Here is a 26,031-nt window from a genome sequence, read left to right on the forward strand (position 1 = left end):
CTTAGATCGCGTTTGAATTTTTTATTGTGGTTTTAAATTTTGGTAGTAATTTTTTTGGTCAATGCCTATCGAGCCAAAAATGTTAACCGCAGACTTAAAAGCGGTAGAGTTGATGCCGTATTTATTAAATAAAGTTTCAAAAATGAGATCCGCGTTCAGTCCATTTAGTTTATGGATCTTTTTGGCGGTGTCTAAATCTTTCTTTTCAAGCGCTAGAATTAAGGTATTTTCAAGCCTTTGAGCATTAGGTAAGTTCTTAAGAGCGATAGCTGAAATCGTCGGATTTTGTTGTTCTATTCCAATTAGCAATAGCTTTCTATATTCACTGCTATTTAGTTGCTTTTGCTGAATATCTCTCAGAACTATATCCGAAATGCTTGTATTCTTTTGTTTGATACCTATTTGAAGCAGTTTTGCATGTTCAATGTCTTTTGGTTGCTTTTGCAACATTGTTTGAACAGCCTTAATCATTCCAGCTTGTGTTACACGATAAATGTCATCTGATGAAATTTTCGCACCTCTCGAAATATAAAATAAAACACGACGTTCATTTTTTGCTTTTATTGCTTCGCGTAGTTGGTTTTTCAGGTCGTCATTTGCTTGCTTGGCTGCTAAATTCTGACCGCCTATGTTGGCAAAAACAGCGGCTGTTTTTGTGTATTTTTCTTTTAGGTGAGGTCTTCGTTTACCATAGCGTTCAGCTTGAGTTTTAACTTCACGCAATGCGTGGTCTATGTTTTTATCAATGGTTTTTAAGTTGGTTACCGCTACTTCCAAGAATCTGGCGTAACCATCAATTTCTCTGGGGCTTGATTCTATAAGATAGGACTTTAATACATCGGAATGTGGCTTAGCACCAGCATCAACTAAAACTTGTGCTGCTTTTGTGCGCGCCTCAAACCCTTTTTTCATATCTTGCATGCCGTTTAAAACTTCATTTAATATCATTGAAGCATCTACCCCAGATGCTAATAGAATTTTTAAGCCATCAAGAGAAATGCTATGAGTCTGATATCTTCCAGCTAAATCAGCATAAGTTTTGACCAAGTCCTTACTACAGTCCTTAAAATTGATTTTGTCTTTTAAAAACAGCATGGTTTCTGTAGTCGATTTAATCTCTTTTTCAAGAGATTGATTTGTATTGTAGTACTGAACCTTGAAGGCATTTCTAAGAACATCACATTTGGGAACAGAGCGCCCGTAACGATGTTCTAGAAATATCGCTTTATCAAAGCCACCATATTCATAAAGTAATTGAAATGACCGGTAGTCTTTAACATGTCGTGTTAGGGTTCCAAATAAGGCTTTTTCCGTTGGGAAGGCCCCTTGCCGAAGAAGTTTAAGTGCAGTTTGGTATTCATCTTTCGATGTTTTGGGGCTAAATAGATTTTCAAGTTCATTATCAAGTTCTTTCTGACTTTTTGTCGTTGGCAAGTCAATTTTAATTTGAGGGGGAAAAAACTCTTTGACTGGTAGCTGGCTGGCAAATGCATAACTGTTGGAAAGTATCAGGGTAAATAAAACGGCTTTGATGGAGTTTAATTTCATGTTCATTATCCGATTCTCAATAGTTTTAATTTAATTATGGACCGAGTTAGTAAGGCTTTTGTTGCTGGGAAATTGTATTGACAATTGAAGTTGTGAATTGATAGCTCATATATCAGATCTTTGATCTAAAATTTTTAGAAGAATGTGAAACGATTTTTAAGCTGATTTTATACAAAATAATAATATAAAGTTTATATTTTTATGTATTTCCAACCACTATTCATGCGTTCAGCCATTGCATCAACAGCTGGCTTTTCTGAATTGACTTGATCAATGATTTTTAAATAGGGTGAACTACTTTGACGAGCTCGGTATAACGATCGTTGGCAGGCGTATAAGTTCAGTGAGGGGTATTGTTCGGCGAGAGCTTTCAATTGACTACTATATGGGTTGTTAATATCGTACATATAAACCCCCTTGTAGTTAGTGATTACATCGACTTCGATTAACTCATTGGATTCATTCTCAGAGTAGATTTGCATAATTTTTTCAATCGCTGCCATATGCTTAATTGGATCATCGGAATCTACGTGAATCATAAATTTAGAGCGATTTTGGTTAAGCGAAAAGGCATCTGTTGTCTCAGGCAGAAATTGTGTTGTAGGCGTTAAAACTTGGTTGTGCCAAACCTGGCTGGCACCGAAAACACCAATAATGGCACCAAAGAAAATTCCTGTTACGCCGGCCGCAATTATAGGAATAGGTTTCCAATAAGAAGCTTTTCTGTAGTTTGAATATTGTTTTTTGGCAGAAAAAGCTGGCTCAGGAATGTTTAATGTGTCGTAAGCATGAGGCACAAGCTGTTTCAGATATTTGTAATCGTGCAGCTTATTCCTTAGTTCAAGGTTTGAGGAGATTTTTTCTTCGAATGCTCTCTTCTCTTCTTCACTGAGCTGGTCATCCAAATAAGGATGAATTAACCATTCGTCTGAATTCGATAAGGTGGTTTGTTTTGTCTCCATTTTTGAATTCCACTCGACTTTCAATTTCTAACAGTGATTAGCTTAAGCATGATTTTGCTTAAAAGGAATGATTTTCTGTTGTTTTTGTGAGCTTGGATGAATCGAGTTTTGTAATAAACGTTCTCTTAATTTTTCCCTTGCCCGTGATAGTCGGCTCATCACTGTTCCGATAGGTGTATCAGTAATATTACTAATTTCTTGGTAGCTAAATCCTTCTAAGTCGGCAAGTAACAAGGTTTCTTTTTGTTCAAAAGGTAACTTTTGAATGGCAATTTGCAGTTGATCGTTTTTTTGTTGTTCGATGACTAACTGTTCACTGCTTTGTGTTGAAAATAGCATGGTATCCAATGCACTTTCATCGGTTATTTGCCAGCGTTTTTTGTATCTCATATCATCTAAATAACAATTTCGCATAATCACAATTAACCATTGTTTGCTTTTTTCAGGCTCTTTTAATGAATCAAATCGCTCAAGTGCCTTTAAAAAAGTTTCTTGAACTAAATCTTGTGATTCATGGCAATTCCCACTCCATGCAAACGCAATTCTATAGAGTGACGAATAGTGTTCGGTCATTGCTATTTGAATGGTTTCAGCTGTGGTTTTTTTTGATTTTGAAAACAAAAAACTCATAAAACTTCCTTGCTTGATAAACGCTGATAGTGCCAAGTCTTTCATTCAGTACGACGTTTATTGAGGCGGCGATTTTATCGCACCTTTTTTAAAGAGCAAGTGATGATAAGGTATTGAAGTTAAGTTAAGTACTTTTTTGTGTTTACTAAATGCATCATATACAAGTAACCTATTTTTCTAAAAATCTCCCGTGAAATAAAGGGTTGAATAGCTTTTGAACTAGGCTTGAAAATCCATGTAAATTAAAAGGCTATTCAAATTAATTATTTAACAATCAATTTATTTAGTGCGAGTTTATGGAATAAAAACAGTGAGTAATTCGTTTTTATAATAGAGTCTGTTTAAATTTGCTTGCAAAAAGTAATGAAGCCATGAGTTGGACGATTTGGGATAATTTTGCACTGATTTGGATAGGCTCGTTTCACTTCGTACAGTTAAAGGGTTTGTTTTTACGACCTTTACTGAGATTTTTTACTTAAGGAGTATTTCTATGGGTGGATTGATGAAATACCAAGATCATTTAACGCAGGTGTGGATGATTTTAGTATTAACCCTGTCTCTAATGTTTACAAACTCTGCTCTTGCAGCTCAAGCAGAACTTCCATTGCCGGATACGTTTGCGGATCATAAAGTTGTTTTGCAAATTAGTGATCCAGATCCATTTAAACAACGATTGGTGTTGAATGTTGCAACAAATTTACAGCGTTATTATGGCGCGAGTAATGTTGATATTGAGGTAGTTGCTTTTGGGCCTGGATTGCGTTTGATGATGGAAGGTAATCCTTACTCGGATCGAATTAAAAATTTGGCGACTTTGGGAGTGCGCTTCAGTGGTTGCGAAAATACACTCGCGCACATGACAAAAATTTTAGGAAGAACTCCTGAATTACAAGAAGTCGTGACCAAGGCTCCTGCAGGTGCGGGGCGTATTCTGCAATTAAATGCCGCTGGTTGGCAAATTTTGAAACCTTAGAGTGGTATTGCTCGTGATGTTGGTAGCTCTTAGCTCTGAGCGCTTTTGATTACGACATTGTTAAGCCACAACAGAGTGAAATTTGAATTTTAAACGCGTTTTATTACAAATCATTTTATAAAAAATCATAAGAAAAAATAGCGCATAAATCTTTTAGAGGAAAAAAATGAAAAAGAGATTCAACCTTAGTTTGATTGTTCCTGTCTCCTTATCCGCAGTGTTCATGGCTTCGAATGCTATGGCTGCTAACTGGTTGATGCTACAAGGCACAGAGCCAGAGCATCAGGCACCTGCAACAAAATTGTGGGGGTTTGTACAGGCGGAATATATTAAAACTGACGACACCAAACTACCCAATGGTAATTCGGCTGCCTTTAATCAGATTGCACCGCAACTGGATACCGCTGATAGCTTCAATGTTAAGCGTGCTCGAATTGGGGTGCGCGGAAATAACTTACTGCTAGATTCAAAGGTAAATTATTTCTTATTGGCCGAGTTTGGGAATAACGGCCTGACCACAGGCGGTAACGCATCAAGAGGACAATTAACCGATGCGAGTGTAACTCTTAACCATATTCCTGGTGCCAGAGTTCGAGTGGGTCTATTTAAAACCCCAGGAAGCGAAGAGGGAATGCAAGCCGTTGCCGTGGCGAATTACATTAATTTTAGTAATGTTACAGACCGCATTTTAAACGAACGCTATTTTGAAAATTCGGTGGGTAACACTGGGCGTTCTGCACCGGCCGGTGCATTCCGAGATACAGGTGTGCAGGTGTTTGATACGTTTAATTATGGTGATTGGTCTCATACCTACGCGTTAATGTATGGGAATGGCTATGGCGTTGAGATGAGTGATAACGATAGCCATAAGGATGTTTATGCGTATTTATCGACTGAAAAACATTTCAGCAAAAACCGTGGTGGTCGCAGCGACAGTATGAAGTTTTATGTTTGGCACCAAAATGGTAAGCGAACTCTCAATGATGTCGGAACGGTCGACCGCAAAAGAACGGGGTTAGGTGCGACTTATTTTGACGGAACTTTCCGTTTAGGCGCGGAATATGTCACAGCAGACGGAATGATTTATGGTGGTACCAGTGGTGCGGGTGTTCCGGATGACGGCGCAACCTTTAGTGTGTTACCTGACGAAAAAGCGAAAGGATATTATCTGGATCTTGGTTATAGAGTGATTCCAAGCTTAGAACTGAATGTTCGCTATGACATGCTTGATAGTGCGACAGAAACGGCAAGTTTGCATCGCGAGTTTCAAACGACCACGCTTGGTATGCAGTATTTTGTCAATAAAAAAACAACGCTGCGTTTGAATTATGAGTTGCGTGATATTGATGCGCCAGATTTACCTAGCACAGCACCTGTTCATAAAGTTTTAGAATCGATCGATGATCGAATCTCTGCGCAGGTGAGTGTGCATTTTTAATGGATAAAACGCGGCTAGTGTCTTCTTGATTCTAACGCGTGTATTTTTCGAAGCCTCCGCATGCAAGTTTGTGCGGGGGTTTTTGTTTTTGTGATTTGCGTTTTTTAATCCGTCACATGAACGTATTTTTGGGAGTGACTATTTTGAAAAGTATTTCTGCAAAACTATTAATCAGAATGTTGATTGTCAGTATGACGGGAATGGTGATTGGTTTGTTTGTGATTATGCAGGCAAGTTCCAAGTTGCATTATTCAACCGCCCAGAACTTGGTCAATCAAAAAAAAGAGTGGGCGGAATCTTTGATTGATTCTAAAGTTCAAAATACTTTGAGTATTTTATTGAGCTCCATCAGCACGAACCCAGAATGGGGGGAATATTTTGTTAATAAAGATGTTAAAGGTATGCACCAACTTGCCAACAAGCTAAGTGATTCCTTTGCAAGTAAAACCACAGCAAAAGGTTTGAATTTTGTTGCTTTTGATAATGAAAATCGAATTTTTATGCGTAGTTTTAAACCTTTGCCAGATGCCGCTTTAGGAAAGAAAGCCCCCAGAAACTTTAGTGACCTACTTTCTGGAAAGCAACCACTTCAAGCCAAAATTGATTTGTCTGGGGTGGGGTTATTTATTACCGCAAGTGTGCCGGTCTCTTCTCCAACAGATGACACAAAGATTGTCGGAGTTTTAGATATTCGTTCAGGGTTAGAATCGGTTGTTGAGGAGCTTTCTGCCAATGGCACCTATTTTTTAGCGGTCATTAATGAAAAAGGACTAGAGCGTTGGAAAAAAGGCAGTGAAAGTGACAAATTAGGCAGTTACTATCTTGCCAATAAGAAGTGGTTTTCCAGCAGTCAGGAGTGGTTTAAATCCGTTGATATTGACCAATTGGTTCATGAAAAATTTATTAATTTAGATGATCGGTCAATGGTTTCTAAACCCATTTTGAATGGTCAGGGTGAAGTGGTTGGCCACTATCTAATTGGTTTAGATGAATCTCACCCAGATATGCTGAATGCCATGCAAGGGGTGAATCAAATCATTCTTCTTATGGTTATTTTGGTTGTTGTTCTGGTTGTTTTGCTATTAATCCTTTTAGCCTACAGTACACGAGTGATTGTGCAGCAGCCGATACAATCAATTTTGCAGGCGATTCGCAGTGTTCATGAATCCGGCCATTTTACAACCAATCTTCACAGTGATTCTAAAGATGAAGTGGGTGAAATGTTGCGAGCATTCAATGCATTGATGCAAAGAACAAACTCTGCTTTGCAAGAAGCGAACGCGACAGTGGGTGCGATTGCGAAAGGAAACTTTACCAAGCGTATGGAGCAAGACTATATCGGTGACCTTCTGACTCTAAAAGAGGGGGTAAACCAGAGTGCGCATAGCGTTGAATTTGTGATGACTGAATTGCAAAAAGTGATGCAAGGCTTAGTTGATGGTCAGTTTGATATTCGGATGAGTGATCAGGTTGCACAGAATTTTAGGGATGATGTGGATAAAGCGATGCATTCGATTCAAACAGTGATTCAGCAAGTGAACCAAGCGATGCAAGCAATGAATTTAGGCGACTTCAGCTCACGAGTAGAATGTGAGGCTCGTGGTGAATTACGTCGATTAGTGAACCATGTGAATGATTCGGTAAAAGCGATTGATTCTGCGATTTATGAAATCTTAGATGTCGCCTCTGCACAGTCACAAGGAGATTTAACACGCTCGGTCAATGGTGATTATAAAGGCCAATTAAATGAGCTTAAATTAGTGATTAATGCGTCAAACTCTCAGCTTAATGAGATTGTTATGAGTGCCATGCAAATTGCCAATCAGGTGAGTGGCGCTGCTGAAGAGGTGTCTTTGGGTGCAAATGATTTGAGTGATCAGGTTCAACAGCAAGCCGCTTCGGTGGAGCAAACTTCTGCGACTATGACACAAATGAATGTTGCGGTGCAAAACAACCGTGAGCATGTTGAAAAAGCCTCTGAAGAAGCCCAAAAGGTGAAAGAAAAAGTTGTGCATGGCAGTGAGGTTATGCAGCAGAACATTAACGCAATCAATGCTATTCAAGAGTCCAGTCATAAGATTAATGATATTGTCGGCTTGATAGATAGTATTGCGTTCCAAACCAATTTGCTGGCTTTGAATGCAGCCGTTGAAGCGGCCAGAGCAGGGGAGCATGGTCGAGGATTTGCGGTGGTTGCGAGTGAAGTTCGAGCACTGGCGCAAAAGTCTGCAGACGCTGCGAAAGAGATTACAGCTTTAGTGAATGAAAATACAGTGAGTATTGAACAAGGTACGGAACTGACTCAACAATCAGGTGAGGTTTTACAACAGATTCATGCGTCTGTTGAATTGGTTTCTGACATGATTCAGCAGATTGATGATGCGACTGCTGAGCAGGCGACAGGCATTGAACAAGTCCATAAAGCCATCGATTTGATTGATTCAGGGGCTCAGCAAAATGCGGCTTTGGTTGAGCAAACCAGTGCAGCGTCCGAAAGCCTTACAGAGCAAGCACAATCGCTCCGAGCTGATATGGGCAAATTCAAGACAAAAAACCTCCTGCCTTCATCTTAGGCAAAGGGCTTGAGTGGTTGGACTTGAATGGGTTTGATTTTTAATTTTGGTCAAGCCCAACCAAAACCAAAACCAAGTTTTTGGTTAGTTCTAGTTTTTATAAAGCGCTTGCAACTGTGTTTTGCGAGTGCTTCTTTGTTTCTCGACAACCGGTTGTAGATTTTTAATGGCTTGACAAAGTTGGTTTTGTTGCACATTTGACCATTCCCCTTGATAGTACAAGTGTTGCTCTAGGGAAATCAATAAGGATTTAGTTTCGCTATCGAGCGGTAAATCTGACAATGAAATTTGCAGCTGTTTTTGGGCATGTTCTCGAAGTGCTTGATAAAATTCACCGGCCGGTTTCTCACACCAGTTAACAGCAGTTACTTTGGCAAGGGTCTCGGTGTTTTCAGTCGTTTGAACCGTGTGTTTAGTCTGTTTGTACGTTCTATACCACAAGCTAAGAGTGATCAACCACAGCGCTCCAAGTGCAAAACTCAACCACATCCAGAAATCACTAGCGCTAGAGTTGGCGACTTTAAGGGGTGGCGCAACTGAAACAACATCTGCTTGAACGTCATCTGCACGGCTGAAGTCTGGCGGCTGCATTCCCGGTTCGATATTAAAACTTCGACTGTCTAAGTACAGCGTTTCTAAATGATTATTATGTGTGTTCCACCAGTAAATCTCCTGTTCGGGAAGTTCCAGTTTTCCGGTTTCGGTCGGCACAATGGTTTGGATAATCTCCACTTGACTAATGATGCCATCGTTGAGCTTCTCTTCTTGAGTCAGAGGTTGCTGTTTGTAGATTTTGTAACCTTTACCGGCCGGTGTTGAAATGGCAGGTAGTTGATTGGCTTTTAATCCGAATACCTGCAAAGTAATCACACGAGTTAAACTGTCGCCAACCCGAATTTTTTCAGGAAGATTTTTCCATTCTTGTTTAAGGAAAACCGATTTCGCTGGCATCCAGTTGTTGGGTTCTGGGAAGTTATCAGGAACCGGCAGAACCTTTAGCTTGAGGTTTTTTGCAGATTCGCGAATCGCTTTTTGTTTGCTATTTAGATAAACCACACCATTAAATTCAGGCGCTTGAATTTCCATCTCACCACTTGCTTGCGGATAGAAGACATACACCCATTCATAGACGGTGTAGTAGTTGCCATCAATTACTTTGTCGTAGATGTTTTCTTCTTTCAGGTTATCGACTAAGGCGTTACTGAAACTGGGTGGACGGATGTTGCTAGGTGCGACCAATTTACCTTGATGATAGAAACGCAAGGTATAAAGCGTTTCTTGTTGCAGGTAAACCTGTTCTTGATTGAGTTCAACTTGCAGAAAATACGCTGGTGTTCCACCGGCCGGTTGAGGTTTGCTTTCGGTGACAACCAGTTTATAGGGCTCACTTTTAATATCTCCTAATAAAATCGGCGGAATAACAAGTTCGCCGGTTTTTTTCGGCAGTAGTCGCAAATGCCAGCGAGTGCGAGCTTTCTGTTGACCATTGGTGACTTCATAGAAATTACTGCGTTGGCGACTCAGCACCTCAAAGTCCTTTCGAAGCGTTTCGTAATTCAGTGTGTTGCCAAGCGTTTGAAAATCGGCATTGACATACAGCGAAATAATATCGCCCTCTTCAACCGTTTGGCGCTCTGTGGAGAGTGTTAAGCTGTCAGCATTCGCATGGTTAAACAGGCCGGAAAAAGCCATTAACCAAATCGAAATGAGCGTTGAATGTATGAGGTTTTCTAAGCGATTTTGTTTCATGGTTCTACCAGGTCTTCGCAGGTTGTGAGGTTTCATCAGCTGGACGGTTGGTTTGACGCTGATTGTACTGATATTCAAATTTTCGTTTTAAGAACAAGCTCGGAGAGTCGGGAATTTGTTGAATCCAATTATCGGTTGCCAATTGTGTTTCCAGTTCTGGCGCTTGTTCGTTTCCGGCTTTGTTGTTTTCAGATTGTTTACCGGCCGGTGACAATTGATTGGGTAGGTTATTTGCTGTTGCAGGTTGCTCGCCATCAAGTGTCTCATTGGAATCTTCTTCGACCAGTTGGGTTTGGTCAATGTTTTCATTGTCGGAGGTTTCTGTATTCGCATCGGGATTGCCAATATTTGTTTTACCCGTTGAGTTTTCAGTATCAGATTCAGAGTTATTCGAATTACCCACCATTGAACCTTGCGCATCTTCTGGGTTATTTTGTGTTTCTGGTTCACTTTGGTTGCTAGCTTGCTGAGTGCTGGAATCTTCAGCCTGTTTGTCGTTATTTGGGTCGTTATCTTTTTGACGCTGGGCGTTTAATTTTTGGTCGATTGCATCGGTTAGAGAATCTTGTAAATGGCTGGCTTGTGATTGTGAATTTTTACCGGCCGGTGAAGTATTCGCCGATGCCGCATTGTTTTGGCTACCGGAATTGTTCGAATCCCCATTGTTGGTATTGGGCTGGCTTCTTTGGGTGTTGTTTTGTTCATCATCTGAGCGGTTGTCTGAGCTTTGCTGTGAACGTTCAGACTCTGACTGATTTGATTGTGTTTCATTGGAGGAGGAATCCTGACCTTGTTGTTGGTCACCGGATTTCTTGTCCGTTTCAGGCGTGTTTTGTGCTTCTAAAAGCTTTTCAACAATCGCTAAGTTTTTTTGTGCCTCTGCAAAATCAGGCTGGATTCTTAAAGCATTTTGATAGGCTTTTTGTGCGCCTTTTAAGTGACCGGATTTTGCCAAAGCATTGCCGTAGTTATAGAAGCCTTTTGGGGTTTTGTCTCGCGCAAATAATTTGGCGGCTTCTTCATATCGGCCTAAGCGATATAGAGCACTGGCTTGCCATTGTGGTGTTTCAAACAGCGCTTCGGCTGCGGCGTAGTTTTGTTTGTTCCATGCTTTAAAAGCTTGTTGGTCATGCGTTTGAAACATACTGCCTAATTCATCCCATTGCTCGAACCATTTTGATTTATCCGATTCTGCAAAGCTCTGAGGGCTGTAGCTGGCAAGCGGTAAAAAACCAATGACTAAAAAGCTAAATAGCCAGCCTCGGCGATAGATCAGGGCAATTAAAGGTACTAATAAAATCAGCAATGCACTGCCTTGATCAAGCGGATAAAGGACTGGTTTTTTTTCAAGCTTCGATTCATCTTGGTTGTCCGTCGTTGCCCCTTTAGGCGTTTGGCTTAGTAGCTTGTCAAATTGATTGTTTTCAATTCTTAGAGCTTCGATAGGGGCTTGTAAGGATTGACTGAGTTTGAGTAAACGCTCCGCTGGGAGACCTGCCAAGACAACCGAATCGTTGTCATCTTTAAGTACACCGTAGTTCGGAATTTGAATCAAACCGCCTGCTTCTGTTCCAGCTGTCAAAATACTCAAACTATAGTTATTTTTTTGAAAAAAGTCGTAAACAGCGGTTAACTGGTTTTCTTCAATATCGTCAGTAATCCATAGAATATGGCCTTCTGTAATGTGTGCTCCCGTAAATAATTCGTTGGCTTTTTCTAACCCAAGAATTGGGTTGGAGCCATATTCAGGCATGATGAGAGGGTTCAGCGAAGGTAATAGTGTGAGAAGTGTTTGGTTGTCCTCCGAAATCGGCGTGATGGTGTGTGCGGTTCCTGCATAAGCGACCATGCCGATGGATTCTTGAGGATTGGCTTTTATTAAGTCGGTGAGTTTGTATTTGACTTGCGTTAAGCGGTTGGGCGCTAGATCATCTGCTAACATGGATAAAGATAAATCCAATACGATAACCGTGCCTTGCTGACTTTTTTGTGCAGGGATCTCGACCGCTTTAAAGGTTGGCCCGGCTAGAATTAGAGTGAGCAAACTCCAAATCACGGCAAGGCTCATCAAGCTCAATTTGTGAGTGAGAGTGAATTGTTGGTTATTTCCTTCACCTAGAAGCAAGCTTTGAAACTTGGGATCAATGACTGTATGCCAAGCTCCTTGCTTTGCCTTGGTTTGCCATGCCATCCACACCAAAATGGCCACAGGAATAAATGCCAGAAGCCACCAAGGGCGTAACCATTCTAGTCCGATTTCTGTCGCTAACATTCGTGTTACCCTCCTGCTCGACGAATGAGACGAAATGCGAGCCAAAAACTCAGTAATAAAGCCGTTCCTAATGGCCAAATGTAAAGTTCACTGCGCAAACGGTAACTAAACACTTGGTGTTCAACCGCTTCTAACTGATCGATTTGTTGGTAGATAAGTTCTAGTTCAGCGGTGTTATTGGCACGAAAAAATTGCCCACCGGTTAATTCTGCGATTTTGCTTAAGGTTGCTTCATCCATATCGCTTCGACTTAACCCAAATAGACCGGAGCTGGGCTGTCCAACTCCAATCGTGTAAATTTTGACATTCATCTGTAGTGCTAATTTGGCAGCTTCTATTGGGCTTACTCCGCCGGTGTTTGACCCGTCGGTTAATAAAATTAAAACAGCATGCGTCTGGTTTTGTTGCTTTAGGTGTTTCAGGGTTAAGCCAATGGCATCTCCAATAGCGGTATTATTACCAGCCATGCCGATTTCACTTTCATAGAGTAAATTTTGCACGGTTTTTAAGTCGTAGCTTAAGGGGCTTTGCAAAAAAGCTTGGCTGCCGAAAACAACTAATCCCATGCGATCCCCTTGACGACGGCTGATAAAGTCGGCAATCACCGCTTTCACTGCGCTTAATCGATCTACCTCGCGTCCACCTAGTCTCATATCGGCTTTTCGCATACTGCCTGATAAATCCACTGCAAGCATCATCTCTTTGCCACTGACTTGAAAAGGTGTTTCATCCAAAAACCAAACAGGACGCATGGCGGCAAACACCAATAATATCCAAAGAACAATAAACCCGAATGGAATGCGATATTGGCTTTTTTTTGCCTCAAAAAGAGGCTCATTCTCAATCTGAGACTCGACCCTCGACAAAATCACGGGGGCAAGAAGAGGAGAAACCTGTTGAGTTTGGGTTTTAATCATTAAGCGGATTAACCATGGCAACGGCAAGATGGCAAGCATCCATGGCCAGATAAAATCTAGGTGTTGAAGTTGCGACAGCCACTGCATTATTGGTGATGTCCTTTTATCCATTTACGTGCATAGTCATGGCACGTTGTTAATTCTTCTTTGAGATTCTTTTGGTTGCTGTAGCCAAGTAGCAAAAATTGGTTGAGACTTTTGGGTTGCTGAATGTAGTTGGCATTTTCGGCTAAAAATTTGACCCATTCGTCTTGCTTGAGTGAAGCGACTCTTTGTCGACCATAGGCGGTTAAAGCGACTTGTTTTAATAATCGATTTATCTGCTGAATTTTATGTGCATCTATTTCATCATTCTGCATAATTTCCGAGAGTTGGTCCTGTGCTTGTTTGCGATAGACGTTACGTCGTTTAAGGTCGAGGAAATACCAGGTAATCCCAATTAGAATAGACGTCACACTCAGGAGCAGAATCCACCATGAGAAAGCTAAAGGCCACCAACCAATTGGGTCGGGGAGTGCAATGTCGTTCAGTTGCTCCAAAGCCTGCATTGCCTGTGGGGAAAGCTGGTTTTCAGCGGCCCAAAGATTCGGAGAAATGCCGGCTAGGATGAAGAAGTTTAGCAGTGTGAATAATCGAGCCATCATCTTAAATAATAATCCGGTGCGCCACTAACTGAGCAATGACATCTTGTTGGTTGTTAATTTCAAACAGTGGGATTTGTTGCTGATTCAACAGTTCTTTTGTCATAAGCCATGACGTTTCATAAGCTTGTTGATATTTTTTTTGGGTTTGGCGACGAAAACTGTCTAGATGAACCGGGTCGTCTCCAAAGGTGCGAGACAGGCTTAACCAACCTAATTCAGGTAACTGTTTTTCTAAAGGATCGACTAGATGAAGTGCCACAATATCCAAATGATGTTTGAGCATTTGTAAACTGGGCATTGCAGTTTGCACCATATTCATCATGTCGCCAATTAAAAAGATTTTTGCACCTGGTCGGGCAGTTTTCGCAAGTTGCTGAAGCGTTTTCGGCCAATGGTGCGCTTGATTCGTTGCCGGCCGGTAAAGTTTGTGCTGCAAGTTGAGGGTTTGCTGTAAATAATTTAGCACTGACTTTTGTGATCGTTTCGGTGATACCCAAATGGTTTGTTGATGATTAAAACCAATGCCGCCAACACGTTCATTTTGGTTGAGTGAACACCATGCTAGTGCTGCGGCAAGATTCATGGCTTGAGAGGTTTTCAGCCGAACTTTAGAGCCAAAAAAAAGTGCGGGTGTCTGTTCTGTGACCAAAAAGGTTGGGCGTTCATGCTCCTCGACAAATACTTTGGTGTGGGTCTTCTGAGTTCGTGCAGTGACGCGCCAGTCGATATGGCGAATGTCATCGCCAGGTTGATATTGACGGACCTCACTAAAGGTCATGCCACGACCTTTTCGTGTTGCATGGTGATTACCCAAATTTGATGCTAGCAATTGCTGTTGCTGATTGAGTTTTCTCTGTTTGAGCAAATATCTCAACTCTACTAAGTCAATGAGTTCTGTATAAAGTTGTGCTTTAGAAGTCTCAGGAGTTTTCCCGTTTGCATCAGATGACCGATCCTCAGTCTTTTCAGAGGTTGAATGCTTGGGGGAATTGGCGCTTGAGAAGAGTTTCCACATGTTCGAATCTCAAAGTATTCGCTAGGTAACAGGAACCAGCTGCAGAATTCGATCCGTGATTTGGTCGGCATCAATCCCCTGTGCATCGGCTTCAAAGTTTAAAATCAGTCGATGACGGAATACGTCATGAATCACTGCTTGCACATTGTCAGGCGTGACGAACTCTTGACCAGCAATCCATGCATGAGCTTTAGCGCAGGCAGATAAGGCAATCGTTGCGCGAGGACTGACTCCGACCGCAATGAGTTTGGCCAATTCTGGATCATAGTTTTCTGGTTGTCTGGTGGCAACTACCAGTTGCACCATATAGTCCTTAATGGCATCGGCTAGATGTAAAGATAGCACCGATTTTCTGGCGGAAAACAGATCGTCTTGGCTTAAGGTTGGGTGAGCTAAAGGAGGGGCAGAAATCGCTTCACATTCGACAAGTTCAAGGATTTGCTTTTCATGTTCGGCTTGTGGGTAGTCGACACTGACATGCAGCATAAAACGGTCTAACTGAGCTTCAGGAAGCGGATAGGTGCCTTCTTGTTCCAGAGGGTTTTGCGTTGCCATAACCATAAACAAGGGTTCCATTGGCAAACTGCGTTGTCCGACACTCACTTGACCCTCTGCCATAGCTTCAAGCAGAGCGGCCTGAACTTTGGCTGGTGCACGGTTGATTTCATCCGCCAACAATAAATTATGAAAAATAGGCCCAGATTGAAAGGTGAATTCACCGGTTTCTGGTCGGTAAATGTCGGTGCCGGTAATATCTGAAGGCAACAAGTCTGGTGTGAATTGGATGCGGTGGAAAGACCCTTCGATTAGTTCTGCCAAGGTTTTAATGGCTTTGGTTTTTGCAAGACCTGGAGGTCCTTCAACCAAAATATGACCATTAGCTAACAAGACCAATAACATTCGTTCAACCAGTTGCGGTTGTCCAAGAATTTGTTTATTGATGGCGGTTTGTAATGCTTTGAATTTGTGTAAAAGTGAATCTTCAGAATCTTTTGCCACGCTGCTACCTGTGTATGCTTGAGAGTTACCAGTAATACTTGTCGTGCATTATACGTCAGGGTTTGGAGTTAGTGCATGCATTCAAGACAATGTGTAGAGTAATTCCAAGATTACTCAAGTTTTATTTTTGCTTATCTTGTGGAAAATAGTCTGAAAAAGTCAGATGAATGGTTTTGATCAACCCGTTAAATTTTATTTAATAATGAATCAATGAAACTCACCAAAAAACGATGATATTCGAACGAATGAATTAGGAAGTGATATGAACACTGAACAACAATTTAAGACTCAAGCCTTGCAGTGGATTAGGGTTAGCGCTGTCTTACTGTTTTTAGCCGTTGCGTTTGGAGCCTTTGGTGCGCATGGGCTTGAAAAAAGTTTTTCGTTAAAGCAACTCAGTGTTTGGGAAAAAGGTGTTGATTATTTGTTCATTCATGGATTAGCAATGTTCATGGTAAGTTTTTTGTTTCGATTGTTTCCTAAGCAAATTTCCCATTGGCAAAGAGTAAATTGGAGTTTTTTAGCTGGGGTTTCATTGTTTAGTGGCAGTTTATTTGCCTGGTGTTTAACGGACATTCATAGTTTGGTTTTTTTGACTCCGCTAGGAGGTTTGTTATTTTTAGCCGCTTGGCTTCAGCTAGCTTTGGGGGTGAGTTCTGAGATCAATCAAAACAAAGAAAAAGAAATAATGAAATAGGTGCTCATAAACGAATTTTTATGCTTCTTGATAAGTTTTATTTATTGAATAAAAAAATTAATGATTTGCTTTGCATGTTCAAATGCAAAAGAATCGACTTTTCGATGGTAATTAAGGAACAAAAAAATGCAATTAAACCCTTTTAGTTTTCACAAATGGTGTGTCAGTTCTGTAGCGAGTGCTTTTGTCGCAGGTTCTCTGATTTTAGGTAGTGCAGCAGTTCAGGCCGCAGAAGTTAAAGAAATTAAGCAAACCATTGAACAGAATGGAACCAACTTATCTGTCAGAGCGAATTTGATGATGGCGGACGGCAAAACGATGCAAGATGACATGGTGTTGCTGACACACGGGACTCTGACGCATATGGAGCGCTCGACTTATGCGGCTTTGCAAAAAAACTTAGCAGCGCTGGGCGTCAGTTCTTTGGCAATAAACTTATCTTTGGGTGTTGATAACCGTCAGGGTGAATATGATTGTGCCGTGCCACACAAGCATCGACATACCGATGCTTTGCAAGAAATCGGCGTTTGGCTCGACTGGCTACAAAAACAAGGTGCAAACCAAGTTACTTTAGCAGGCCATTCTCGGGGTGGAAATCAAACCGCTTGGTTTGTGTCTGAAAATGATTCGGATGCATTTGAAAAGGTGGTTTTAATTGCTCCTGCATTTGAAGGGCCGAAACCGGCTGAATTTTTAGCAAAGGCTCAAGAGATGCAGAAAAAAGGTGAAGGTCAGTCAATGATCAATGGGATTGATTTCATTTACTGCAAAGATGCTCAGGCGACTGCCGATGCGGTTGTGTCTTACTATCAAGACCAGTCAGGCTATCACACCGTTGAGTTGCTAAAATCGGCGAAAAAACCAACATTGGTTGCTATTGGTTCGGATGATGATGTCGTTGCAGAATTAGCAGAGGCGGTTGAACCTTTGGTGGCAAGCGGTAAAGTCAGTGCGGTTACGATTGAAGATGCCGACCACTTCTTTTTAGACTTTGCCAATGAAGATTTAGCGGCAGCGATAGCTGAATTTGTCGCGGAGTAATTCATTGAGTTAATGAAGATATAGGTTTCACGTGAAACCAATTACCTAGTCTGATAAACGCCAACTGAATGTTTTTTAGTTGGCGTTTTTTTATGCCTGCTTGTGTTGACTTATTCAGTGTTGAGTTAACTTCCCCAATCATCTTCTAGGGTACGAGTCCCATTCATCCAGTCGTAGAAAAAGTTTTCTAAGGATTGTCTATGTTGTTGGTCAATGGCTTTAAACTGCGCGAGTGTTTGTTCTCTGGAAATGCCAATTTTTTCATTGCCGGTAATGATTGCTTCACGACTAATGAGATTTAAGTCGTTGCGAGTCATCTAAAAGAAGTGTCAGAGGTTGCCGTAGTGTTTAAAGCTGCATGTGGGGTGGGAATCGAATTGAGCATAATTTGCACCTTCTACGTGTAAAAACGTAGAAAATAGTGCAAGTTTTATTCCAAAAAGGAATTTTAAGGCCTTTAAAAAGGATGGAATTAGTTATTTAGTGATTTATTTTATTGTTTTAGGTGCGTCGTAGTGATTGGGTTCGTCACTAAATACGCGGACATTCCACTCAGCGGCAAGCCCATCGTCAGCCAAACAGACGGTTTGGAAGAAATTAACAATTTCTTGTCGTTGGCAATGCGCTTCAAATGCATCCATATCTTCCCAGATTTCATTAAACACAATCGGAAAGCCTTTGCCTTCGGCAAAGGGGCTTTGAATTTGGCGGGTAACGCGGTATTGAATACAACCATCTTCTCGAAGTGTGTTTGGTTCTAAGGCTTGAAGACGCTGGAAAAGGGAATCAAACTTTCCTTCTTTAGGTAAAAATTCTGCAACGCAATAAACTCTCTTTGACATGGAATTCTCCTCATTTCAATGGTCGTTAGATTACCATTCAGAGTGTGACTTGAGAAGTGGCATGTAAGAGTTGATGAGCTAGGAAATAAAAAAGCCGGTCAATTTGACCGGCCGGTAACAACTTAGGAGAGGGTTGTTAGCTATTTAATTTCAGTTTTAGGATCGATTTCAATCAAATCATTAAATGCGTGCCATGAGGCGTATCCAAGTAACGGCATAATCACCAACATTGCTATACCGAAAGTAACAATCCCAATAGAGATCAACGCCCCGATAATCAATGCCCAAACGGCCATAACCGCTTTGTTGTGCATCACAACTTTAAAACTCAGAATCATCGCTTGAATCACACCAATATTTCGGTCTCTAAGTAGCAATGGAATAGTGACAACACTTAATGCAAACACTACCGCAGAAACTGCTGCACCGGAAATCATGAAATAGGTCATAAATGTTAGACCAACATCCGATGTTAAAAAGCTCATAATGCCGGCGTTCGGATCAACGATGAGTAGTGAACTTGAATTAACAATTGCGGCGATTAACGGAACCACACGACTCCAAATGGCAATAATGATACCGAGTGCTAGAGCAAATAAAGCAAACTCAGTCAGGTTATGCCGCCATGAAACCATTGATTTTAATAAATGCGGTTTTTCTCCTTTGTGCAATTGGATGGAAACAGCATAGAGCCCAGTCGCGAGAAACGGAGATAGCATGACAAAGAAGGTCGCGACCTTAAACATCATAATGGGTTGTTCTTGAAAACTATTGAATACCAGTAATACTGAAAAAGCCATAATGCTGCCGTAGAAGAAAGATGCAAGTGGCGCATGTGCCATGTCCATCCAGCCTTTTTTCAGCCAGTGCCCAATATGTGAAAACTGAACGTCTTTTGATACGATATGTTCACCTTTTTCAGTGACATGATCGTGAATCGCGGGTGAAGAATAAGTGCTTGTCATAATTTCCTCCTGTTCGAAAACTTCGGTAATGACAAAAGGCGAGATTGAACGTTTAAGCCAACGAATCAAAAGAGATTATTTGTTGGTCGTGCCTCAAATCTGCCTGAAAATGAAAAAATCTACTCTACTTTTTATAAAGAATAATCCTTTGTAAACGGCTGAAAATTTCAGCAAATTAGGTTAAAAAAATCTTTTCGAGTTTTATTTATACCTTATTTGATACCGGAAACGCTAATTAAAATTACGTAAGTAATTGATTTATAAAATTAATATAAGAATCTAATAATATTTTATGGGCTTGAGTAAAACGGATGGTTTGAAGGGCTGTAAATCAGTGGAAATAGGAATGGCAGATCAAATTAAAAACGCCCAAGGCAAAGTTGTCCAAGATAGAAATTTCGATAAATTAGTGGATAAGTTTGAAAAAAAAGTCTATGACACTGTTAAGGGTGAGTGGCGCCTGAAGTTGCTGAAAGAAGATTTGGAAACCTTAAGAAACCAATCGCAAATGAGTATTTGGGATGCAGGTTGTGGGTTTGCGCAAATCAGTCAATGGTTCGCTCAAGTTGGGCACGATGTGACTTTGTGTGATTTATCTCATCAGATGTTGATTCGTGCACGTGAAAATTTTGCCCGTCAAAACCTTACCGGCCGGTTTATTGAAGGGGCTGCCCAAGAGGTTGCTGAGACGTTAGAATCGTTTGACTTGGTCTTGTTTCATGCGGTTTTAGAATGGTTGGCAGAGCCTAAACAGACATTAAAGGCTGTAGCCGATAAAGTGTCACCGGCCGGTTACTTTTCGCTACTGTTTTACAATCGAAATTCGGTCGTGATCCGTAATACGTTAAAAGGCGGCTGGCGTCTGCCTTATTTAATGAATGATGAGTATTTGGGCAAAGGTAAAAAACTCACGCCGCCAAATCCGCAAATTCCGGAAGAGGTCTGTTCGTGGTTAGAAGAATGGGGTTTCGAAATTCAGGTTCATACAGGTATTCGAGTGTTTCATGATTACATGACCCCAGAAGTGATAGAACAAAGTAGTATTGATGAGCTGTTAGACTTGGAATATCGTTATTGCCGAGAGCCGACCTATCGTAATATGGCGCGTTATATTCATATTTTGGCCAAAAAACCATAGACCTGCGTATGAAAATTGCTAGCAAAAAGATCGACTGCCGTGACAATATGCAAAAAATTCTCACCGCCGAGCAGTTTGAAAAACTCGCTTCAATCTACCCAATGATGTAATTTTTTATCCCTCGAAAAACAAAAACGCCGCAAAGATGTTCTCTGCGGCGTTTTTTATTGCTTTTGGAAAGTGCTTATTTCAGCGAACCAAAATAGGCGCTAATATTGGCAATATCTTGATCGCTTAAAACTTTTGCCATAGGTGCCATCATTAGATCGTTACGACTACCGTTTTTGTAGGCTTTGAGTGCAATTTCCAAGTATTGTGCACTTTGACCATTTAGATTTGGGTAGGTTGGCAAAATCGCTTGGCCATTTTCACCATGACAGGAAAAACACATTTTGGCTTTTTCTTTTCCCATTTGAATGTCTGCCGCATTGGCAACTTGCCCGACAGCTAAGGCGGCATAGACTCCCGCACCTAAAACAACACTCGATAAACGTAAGTTCATTCGGTTCATATTCATTCCTTTATTTTCAATTTATTTACAGTGCGTGGCGCAACCATGTCCAGATGCCGACGAGGAAGAAAACGGCAATCCAAGCAATCATGACTGCGACTGCGGAATCGGCTAATTTAGCCACTTGCAGCGAGGCGGTGTACATGCCTTTGGTGCGCCCGGCTTTATAGAGTGCGGTTAAGAAGAATCCGCCAACCAAGCCACCGACACCAAGTAAAGTCAGGAAGAACAAGATGGTACTCGGAATATCTTCCATCACTTTGTAGTCCATAATGGTGTAGTCAAACGGCAGCATATATTGCACACGAAGTACTTCGCGGAAAATCGCGATCAGTAGCCCCATGATGATGGCCATCATCAAGGTTTTATAGCCGGTTTTCGTATCGCCTTTACCATAGAAAAGCATTGCCGCAAATCCCACCATAAAAGCAAATAACAACCATGTCATCGGATTTAGCCAAGTGAGCATGTCGTGGGGCATATCCAATATCCACCAAGTAAAGGTGAGAATTTGCAGAATAATCCCGACCAGTGCGACCTTATCTCCAACACCTTTAACAAACAGACTGTATTCCAGTGAGTAGTCTTCACGCACCTTGTAATAGTGCGCATAAGCTTGTAAAAAGATACCGACTACGGTCACGCTCATTGCCATAAAGAAGAGAAAACGACTCAGTTGCCAAGCGTGTAAGGCGCTGCCGCTCATATCAACTTGTCCGTTTGGCGCGTACCAATCCATCCACTGCTCAGGAAGCAAAGATTGATATGAAAGCACGTGCATAATAAAACCATCCAGCAGCAACATAGCTAAGCCAAAATAGCCCCACCAAACTACACCGCCACCCGCATTCGGTTTATTTTTGTAGTAGAAAATAAACCAAGCCGAATAGCCAAGAATCAAGGTAAAGATAAAGCCAATCGCCCAAGAGGCCGATAGAATATTGGAGACATACCACAGCGGATCATAAATGACCTGTGTAAACAGTAACGGCGCGACGCCTAATACAATCAGCATACTAACGCTGACTTTGGCCGCCTTGGTCATGCCTATCGACAGTCTTTGCCAAAATGGATTATCACGTTTGCTAAAGCCGTAAAGTGCTATACCGGCACTGCCCAAAGTGATATTGACGAATAAAATATGACTGACCCATGTCAGCACCATTAAAAATTGAAACACCACCGGATGCGCCGGAATCCCAGCCGGATCACGTAACACCTGCAAAGTGGTGGCAATGCTATGAGAATCCATTTCCATTACTGTTCTCCTTTGGCAACAATATAGTCTGAACCAAACTTGGTACTCGCTGTTTGCGTATTCTCTTTGGATAAAGAAGCAAGATATTCGGCAACCAACTGCTGCTCATGTTCCGGTAATGGAATCCGCGGCATATAAGGCACCAGACCGTGATAAAGCGCGCCGCCCAAATAAGCTTTAATTTGCGCCACATCGGTCGAACCATGCAGCTTTTTGACCATTGGTCGTAACCCTGTATCTTCCATACTATGACAGTTCGCACACATTGCCTTAGCGACAAACTCGCCTGCTTGCAAACGATTGGCATCGGTGTAGTTTTTTAATTCTTCCGGCACAAAGGGATGAGTTGCCAGAATGCCTTTCTGCGCCACCATTGGTAAGTTCGATTCAATCTGTTTCCCCGGCACATCACGAGAAATAAGCTGATTGGAGTAAACATATTGCCCTGCGACATAAGGTTTACGAATTGACTCACGCGAACGCTCTTCCGGCCATAGACCGGCAATCGCGATTACCGCTGTCATTGCCCAAGCAAAGCTTTGTTTTAGATAGAGCGGCTTCCAAGCGGTTAGGGCAAAATACAGAATAGTTGCCCCCAATACCGCAAATAATGTTGGGGCGATATAGCCTGGTAGCTGGGTCTGCATAATAATTTTGGCATTTTCAGGTAGCGTTTGGATGTACCACATCCACATAATCATCCCTAAGAAAACGCCTGCCAACCCCATCTTAGAAAGGAAACGTGTGATTTCAATACGAACCGCTTCGTTTTTCATTGTGGATGCCAAAATACCGCCCACAGCACCGGCAATCGCAAACATAAAGGCGGTTCTCAGCCCTAAATGCGCAAAAAAGTTTAGGTTAAAAAACGCATCCATGGTAGACCCCGTTTGATACCAAGAATCATTACCCGGCCACATCATGAAAGACAAAATGCCAACAATCAGCAACATGGTCGCCCATGAAGCCAATGCAAAAACCCACGTTAATTTTAAATGCGTTTTCGGATCGACCTTGCCAATCAAATAAACCAGTGCATAAACACCGATCACTTCCACAGTAAAATAGACCCATTCAGCCGCCCAAACCCAAACAAAGTTATGAATTAAGCCACCCACACCTTTGGGTGAAGCAACGGTAATGGCGTACCAAATACCCGGCCCGGTAATCGAACCGATAATGTAGGAAAACACTAATAAGAAAACACCGTACTTTTTGATGTATTCCATCAGCTCTGGTTTATTTTCCCGAACCGCTTTGGTTTCCAGTAAGGCAAACAGCCAAGAGGCACCAACCGATGTGTGCGATGAGAGCACATGGATGGTACCGATTATCCCCATTACCCAAGCGGAACCGATCACCGGCACATACCAACTTGGATAAAGCCCAAGGGTTTCTAACATGCTTTTTTACTCCTATATAAGATTTTTCTTATTGATATAAAATGAACTTATATCTAGTTGTTTTTATTGAACTTTTTCAGCTCGCGAAAAATCATAGAACAAAAAAACAGGTCAAATATGCGGCAAAATGTCACATGTGGCAAAATGCCGCAGAATTAATGAAGAAAACTTGAATTAATTATTTAGAAAATATGAATCTGTTTAATTCATATAATCATTTTCATGAATTTTTAAGTAATATTAATTTGCAAAAAAGTCGCAAAAAAGTACTTTCACCCACAAACCACATAAACGGCAAGCTATGCTCAAATTCCCCCTCCCACAACGAGAACACCTTCGTTACTACTCCAGCATGCTTATGTTCTTAGGTCTTATCTGGACAGTTACGCTAGGTTGGTTTATCGGGCATTTGAAAATGCAGTTTTCAATCGGCTGGGTATTGTTTTGGTTTTCAACACTTTTATTAACACTTTTAGTAAGCCTATTTCTAAGCAAAACCAATAGCAAAAAACCAAAACAAGAAGGTCGGCGAGATAGCTGGCTCTGGATGTTATTACTGATGTGGGTAATGTTGTTGAATAGCGCTTTACTATATGAAACCGGCGGCACGATAAATCCCCTGATTCACCTGTTATTGCTACCGCTAGCTCTTGGAATGTTACTACTTCCTTCACCGTATTTTATGATTTTAGCGGTCTTTTCAGGGCTCTTATACCTCGTATTAAATTTTTACTACGTACCGATAATGTCCTTGAAAGTACATAGCTTACAAGCTTTTTTCGCGTGGCATTTACACGGTTCTATGCTGGTTTTTATGTTGCTAGTGTTATTTTTAGCACTTTTTATTCTGCCCATGAAAATGCGATTAGATAAACAACAGAGCATATTGCAACAACATCAACGTAATGCACTCGAAAGCGAATACCTTCTTTCAGTGGCTAGTATTGCCTCAGCTTCAGCACATCAATTGAGTACCCCCTTAAATACACTGACACTGCTACAAGATTTACTAAAACAAGAAGTTCACAGTGTAACTGGCCGAGATTATTTAAAAACCATGCAAGAACAATTGAATGTCTGTACTCAAGCACTACAAAACTTGCAAATTCGTGCTGACTACGCGAATAAAAAAACTGCGCAAAGCATTCCTTTTTCGCGTTTTCTCAAAGAATTGAAACAAGAATTTGCACTACTCAACCCACAAAGCTCTCTAAAGTTAACTCCTGAAAATGTCAACCTTGCCCAAGGTTGCATCCTTGCTGATCCAAGTTTGAAACTGGCACTGATGAACTTGCTGGACAATGCCGCACGCCACAGTCCTCATTTTATAGGGCTAGATTGGCAAGTCTTACCGAAAGCCAATCATGGTAACAAGCGCTATACGCAGCTGGTTTTAATTGTGCGCGATCAAGGTGGCGGAATACCGCCCGAACAACTGGATTATTTAGGAAAAGAACCTGTTAAATCCAGTTATGGTCTGGGAATGGGAATATTTTTAACGCGAATGATTGTGCAGCGATTTCAGGGAAAGATTACGTTCAAAAACTATGATTCTCAGCAAATTCCTATTGAAAACCATATTGAAAGCCAAAACGACTTAGACGCTTCAAACAGCGCCTCACCGGTTCTAAACCCATGCGGCTTGTACATCGAGATTCAATTTTCCAATATCATTGTCTCTGAGGAAACTAACCAATGCGAAAACTAGACACGTCCATTTTAGTGGTCGATGATGATGCGACTTTTCTAAGAATTCTTGGTAATGCACTTAAGCAGCAGAAATGTCAAACGGTTTTAGGGGAGTCTCCTGAGCAAGCTAAGAAGATTTACACGTCTCAGCCCATTGAGTATGCGATTTTGGATTTAAACATAGATGGCCAAAGTGGGTTAAACGTTTTACAAGACTTACTGACCCACCAGCCCGATTGCCAAGCTCTGATTCTCACAGGCTATGCCAGCATTACCACAGCGGTAGAAGCCATGCGCTTGGGCGCGATTGACTATTTATGCAAACCTGCTTCAGTGACAGAGATTTTAACTAAACTCAATACTTTCACTCCTGTCGCAGCTATGCATGCTAAAGCACAACCACCTGAAGAACCTCATAAAACCTCAAACACCTCTCAGAGTCAAGGCACTGCGCCAACCAAGCAGACTGAAGTGCCTGAATTTCAAGCCATGTCAGTCAAACGCATGGAATGGGAGCACATTCAGAAAGTTTTAGCAGAACATGAGGGCAATATTAGTGCCACGGCAAAAGCCTTGAATATGCACCGGCGCACCTTACAGAGAAAATTACAAAAGCGACCAAGTCTCAAATAACTACAACATTAAAGAACCTCTGACTGAAGCAAAAGTATTAACTGAAATGGCGCCTATTGCAGATTCTTTCTCAGTTTTAGGCGTGTATTCAAAAATACACCCTTACTTTTTACTTCAATATCCTGTTTTTAGAG

At 41.4% G+C, this 26,031-nt stretch carries 23 protein-coding genes; 8 read left to right on the top strand and 15 right to left on the bottom strand.

What is annotated here, in order from left to right; translation table 11 throughout:
* Window positions 1-21: 21 nt before the first annotated feature.
* The 3 genes from D9T12_RS00590 to D9T12_RS00600 all read right to left on the bottom strand — a co-directional run bounded on the left by D9T12_RS00590 (window position 22) and on the right by D9T12_RS00600 (window position 3,140).
* Window positions 22-1,548: a hypothetical protein gene (locus D9T12_RS00590; protein WP_130536351.1), complete on the bottom strand. Its 1,527-nt coding sequence runs from the start codon at window positions 1,546-1,548 to the stop codon at window positions 22-24.
* Window positions 1,549-1,739: 191 nt separating this feature from the next.
* Window positions 1,740-2,510, bottom strand: coding sequence for a hypothetical protein (locus D9T12_RS00595; protein WP_130536352.1), 771 nt, complete (start codon window positions 2,508-2,510; stop codon window positions 1,740-1,742).
* Between the two features lie 42 nt (window positions 2,511-2,552).
* Window positions 2,553-3,140 (bottom strand): RNA polymerase sigma factor, encoded by a 588-nt coding sequence (locus tag D9T12_RS00600; RefSeq protein WP_165395013.1) that lies wholly within the window; start codon window positions 3,138-3,140, stop codon window positions 2,553-2,555.
* A 490-nt stretch (window positions 3,141-3,630) separates the two neighbouring features.
* Between D9T12_RS00600 and D9T12_RS00605 the strand changes: the two genes are divergently transcribed.
* From D9T12_RS00605 to D9T12_RS00615, 3 genes are all read left to right on the top strand, one after another.
* Window positions 3,631-4,113, top strand: coding sequence for a DsrE family protein (locus tag D9T12_RS00605; RefSeq protein WP_240693201.1), 483 nt, complete (start codon window positions 3,631-3,633; stop codon window positions 4,111-4,113).
* 166 nt (window positions 4,114-4,279) lie between these two features.
* Window positions 4,280-5,551, top strand: coding sequence for a porin (locus D9T12_RS00610; RefSeq protein WP_130536354.1), 1,272 nt, complete (start codon window positions 4,280-4,282; stop codon window positions 5,549-5,551).
* Window positions 5,552-5,694: 143 nt separating this feature from the next.
* The gene (locus D9T12_RS00615) at window positions 5,695-8,124 is read left to right on the top strand and encodes a methyl-accepting chemotaxis protein (protein WP_165395014.1); all 2,430 of its coding nucleotides are present in this window, start codon (window positions 5,695-5,697) and stop codon (window positions 8,122-8,124) included.
* A 90-nt stretch (window positions 8,125-8,214) separates the two neighbouring features.
* Here D9T12_RS00615 and D9T12_RS00620 read toward each other — a convergent pair whose 3' ends face one another.
* The 6 genes from D9T12_RS00620 to D9T12_RS00645 are packed head-to-tail and all read right to left on the bottom strand — an operon-like array spanning window position 8,215 to window position 15,720.
* Window positions 8,215-9,873, bottom strand: a complete 1,659-nt coding sequence (locus D9T12_RS00620; RefSeq protein ID WP_165395015.1) for a BatD family protein — start codon at window positions 9,871-9,873, stop codon at window positions 8,215-8,217.
* 4 nt (window positions 9,874-9,877) lie between these two features.
* Window positions 9,878-12,145 (bottom strand): VWA domain-containing protein, encoded by a 2,268-nt coding sequence (locus tag D9T12_RS00625; protein WP_130536357.1) that lies wholly within the window; start codon window positions 12,143-12,145, stop codon window positions 9,878-9,880.
* A gap of 5 nt (window positions 12,146-12,150) precedes the next feature.
* Window positions 12,151-13,149 carry a vWA domain-containing protein gene (locus D9T12_RS00630; protein ID WP_240693202.1) on the bottom strand — a complete coding sequence of 333 codons (999 nt, stop codon included), beginning with the start codon at window positions 13,147-13,149 and terminating at the stop codon, window positions 12,151-12,153.
* Window positions 13,149-13,706: a DUF4381 domain-containing protein gene (locus D9T12_RS00635; RefSeq protein WP_130536359.1), complete on the bottom strand. Its 558-nt coding sequence runs from the start codon at window positions 13,704-13,706 to the stop codon at window positions 13,149-13,151. Before D9T12_RS00635 ends, D9T12_RS00630 begins: the two co-directional genes overlap by 1 nt.
* 1 nt (window position 13,707) lies before the next feature.
* Window positions 13,708-14,721 carry a DUF58 domain-containing protein gene (locus D9T12_RS00640; protein WP_130536360.1) on the bottom strand — a complete coding sequence of 338 codons (1,014 nt, stop codon included), beginning with the start codon at window positions 14,719-14,721 and terminating at the stop codon, window positions 13,708-13,710.
* Between the two features lie 21 nt (window positions 14,722-14,742).
* The gene (locus D9T12_RS00645; protein WP_130536361.1) at window positions 14,743-15,720 is read right to left on the bottom strand and encodes an AAA family ATPase; all 978 of its coding nucleotides are present in this window, start codon (window positions 15,718-15,720) and stop codon (window positions 14,743-14,745) included.
* A gap of 262 nt (window positions 15,721-15,982) precedes the next feature.
* On the opposite strand from D9T12_RS00645, the gene D9T12_RS00650 reads away from it, so the two are divergent.
* Window positions 15,983-16,417 (top strand): DUF423 domain-containing protein, encoded by a 435-nt coding sequence (locus D9T12_RS00650; RefSeq protein WP_130536362.1) that lies wholly within the window; start codon window positions 15,983-15,985, stop codon window positions 16,415-16,417.
* Between the two features lie 126 nt (window positions 16,418-16,543).
* Window positions 16,544-17,458, top strand: a complete 915-nt coding sequence (locus tag D9T12_RS00655; RefSeq protein ID WP_130536363.1) for an alpha/beta hydrolase — start codon at window positions 16,544-16,546, stop codon at window positions 17,456-17,458.
* A gap of 125 nt (window positions 17,459-17,583) precedes the next feature.
* On the opposite strand, the gene D9T12_RS00660 is transcribed toward D9T12_RS00655, so the two are convergent.
* The 3 genes from D9T12_RS00660 to D9T12_RS00670 form a co-directional block, all read right to left on the bottom strand.
* A complete protein-coding gene (locus tag D9T12_RS00660) occupies window positions 17,584-17,775 on the bottom strand; it encodes a hypothetical protein (RefSeq protein ID WP_130536364.1) in 192 nt (63 codons plus the stop codon).
* A 171-nt stretch (window positions 17,776-17,946) separates the two neighbouring features.
* Window positions 17,947-18,300 carry a putative quinol monooxygenase gene (locus D9T12_RS00665; RefSeq protein WP_130536365.1) on the bottom strand — a complete coding sequence of 118 codons (354 nt, stop codon included), beginning with the start codon at window positions 18,298-18,300 and terminating at the stop codon, window positions 17,947-17,949.
* Between the two features lie 140 nt (window positions 18,301-18,440).
* Window positions 18,441-19,265: a DUF2189 domain-containing protein gene (locus D9T12_RS00670; RefSeq protein ID WP_130536366.1), complete on the bottom strand. Its 825-nt coding sequence runs from the start codon at window positions 19,263-19,265 to the stop codon at window positions 18,441-18,443.
* A 346-nt stretch (window positions 19,266-19,611) separates the two neighbouring features.
* Here D9T12_RS00670 and D9T12_RS00675 point away from each other — a divergent pair, with 346 nt between their 5' ends.
* Complete coding sequence (locus D9T12_RS00675) at window positions 19,612-20,403, top strand: methyltransferase domain-containing protein (RefSeq protein ID WP_130536367.1); 792 nt, start codon at window positions 19,612-19,614, stop codon at window positions 20,401-20,403.
* Between the two features lie 184 nt (window positions 20,404-20,587).
* Here the strand turns inward: D9T12_RS00675 and D9T12_RS00680 are convergent, their stop codons facing one another.
* Genes D9T12_RS00680 through D9T12_RS00690 form a run of 3 tightly spaced genes read right to left on the bottom strand, consistent with a single transcriptional unit; the run spans window position 20,588 to window position 23,575 of the window.
* Window positions 20,588-20,914, bottom strand: coding sequence for a c-type cytochrome (locus tag D9T12_RS00680; protein WP_206199110.1), 327 nt, complete (start codon window positions 20,912-20,914; stop codon window positions 20,588-20,590).
* 25 nt (window positions 20,915-20,939) lie between these two features.
* Window positions 20,940-22,172, bottom strand: a complete 1,233-nt coding sequence (locus tag D9T12_RS00685; RefSeq protein ID WP_206199111.1) for a hypothetical protein — start codon at window positions 22,170-22,172, stop codon at window positions 20,940-20,942.
* Window positions 22,172-23,575 carry a cytochrome c gene (locus D9T12_RS00690; protein ID WP_206199112.1) on the bottom strand — a complete coding sequence of 468 codons (1,404 nt, stop codon included), beginning with the start codon at window positions 23,573-23,575 and terminating at the stop codon, window positions 22,172-22,174. The genes D9T12_RS00685 and D9T12_RS00690 overlap by 1 nt, the downstream gene beginning before the upstream one ends.
* A gap of 301 nt (window positions 23,576-23,876) precedes the next feature.
* Between D9T12_RS00690 and D9T12_RS00695 the strand changes: the two genes are divergently transcribed.
* Together D9T12_RS00695 and D9T12_RS00700 are read left to right on the top strand one after the other, a co-directional pair.
* Window positions 23,877-25,283 carry a sensor histidine kinase gene (locus tag D9T12_RS00695; protein WP_130536368.1) on the top strand — a complete coding sequence of 469 codons (1,407 nt, stop codon included), beginning with the start codon at window positions 23,877-23,879 and terminating at the stop codon, window positions 25,281-25,283.
* On the top strand, window positions 25,271-25,897 hold the full coding sequence (locus tag D9T12_RS00700; protein WP_130536369.1) for a response regulator transcription factor: 627 nt from the start codon (window positions 25,271-25,273) through the stop codon (window positions 25,895-25,897). The genes D9T12_RS00695 and D9T12_RS00700 overlap by 13 nt, the downstream gene beginning before the upstream one ends.
* Window positions 25,898-26,031: the final 134 nt, after the last annotated feature.

The sequence above is a fragment of the Thiomicrorhabdus indica genome, assembly GCF_004293625.1.
GTDB lineage: Bacteria > Pseudomonadota > Gammaproteobacteria > Thiomicrospirales > Thiomicrospiraceae > Thiomicrorhabdus > Thiomicrorhabdus indica.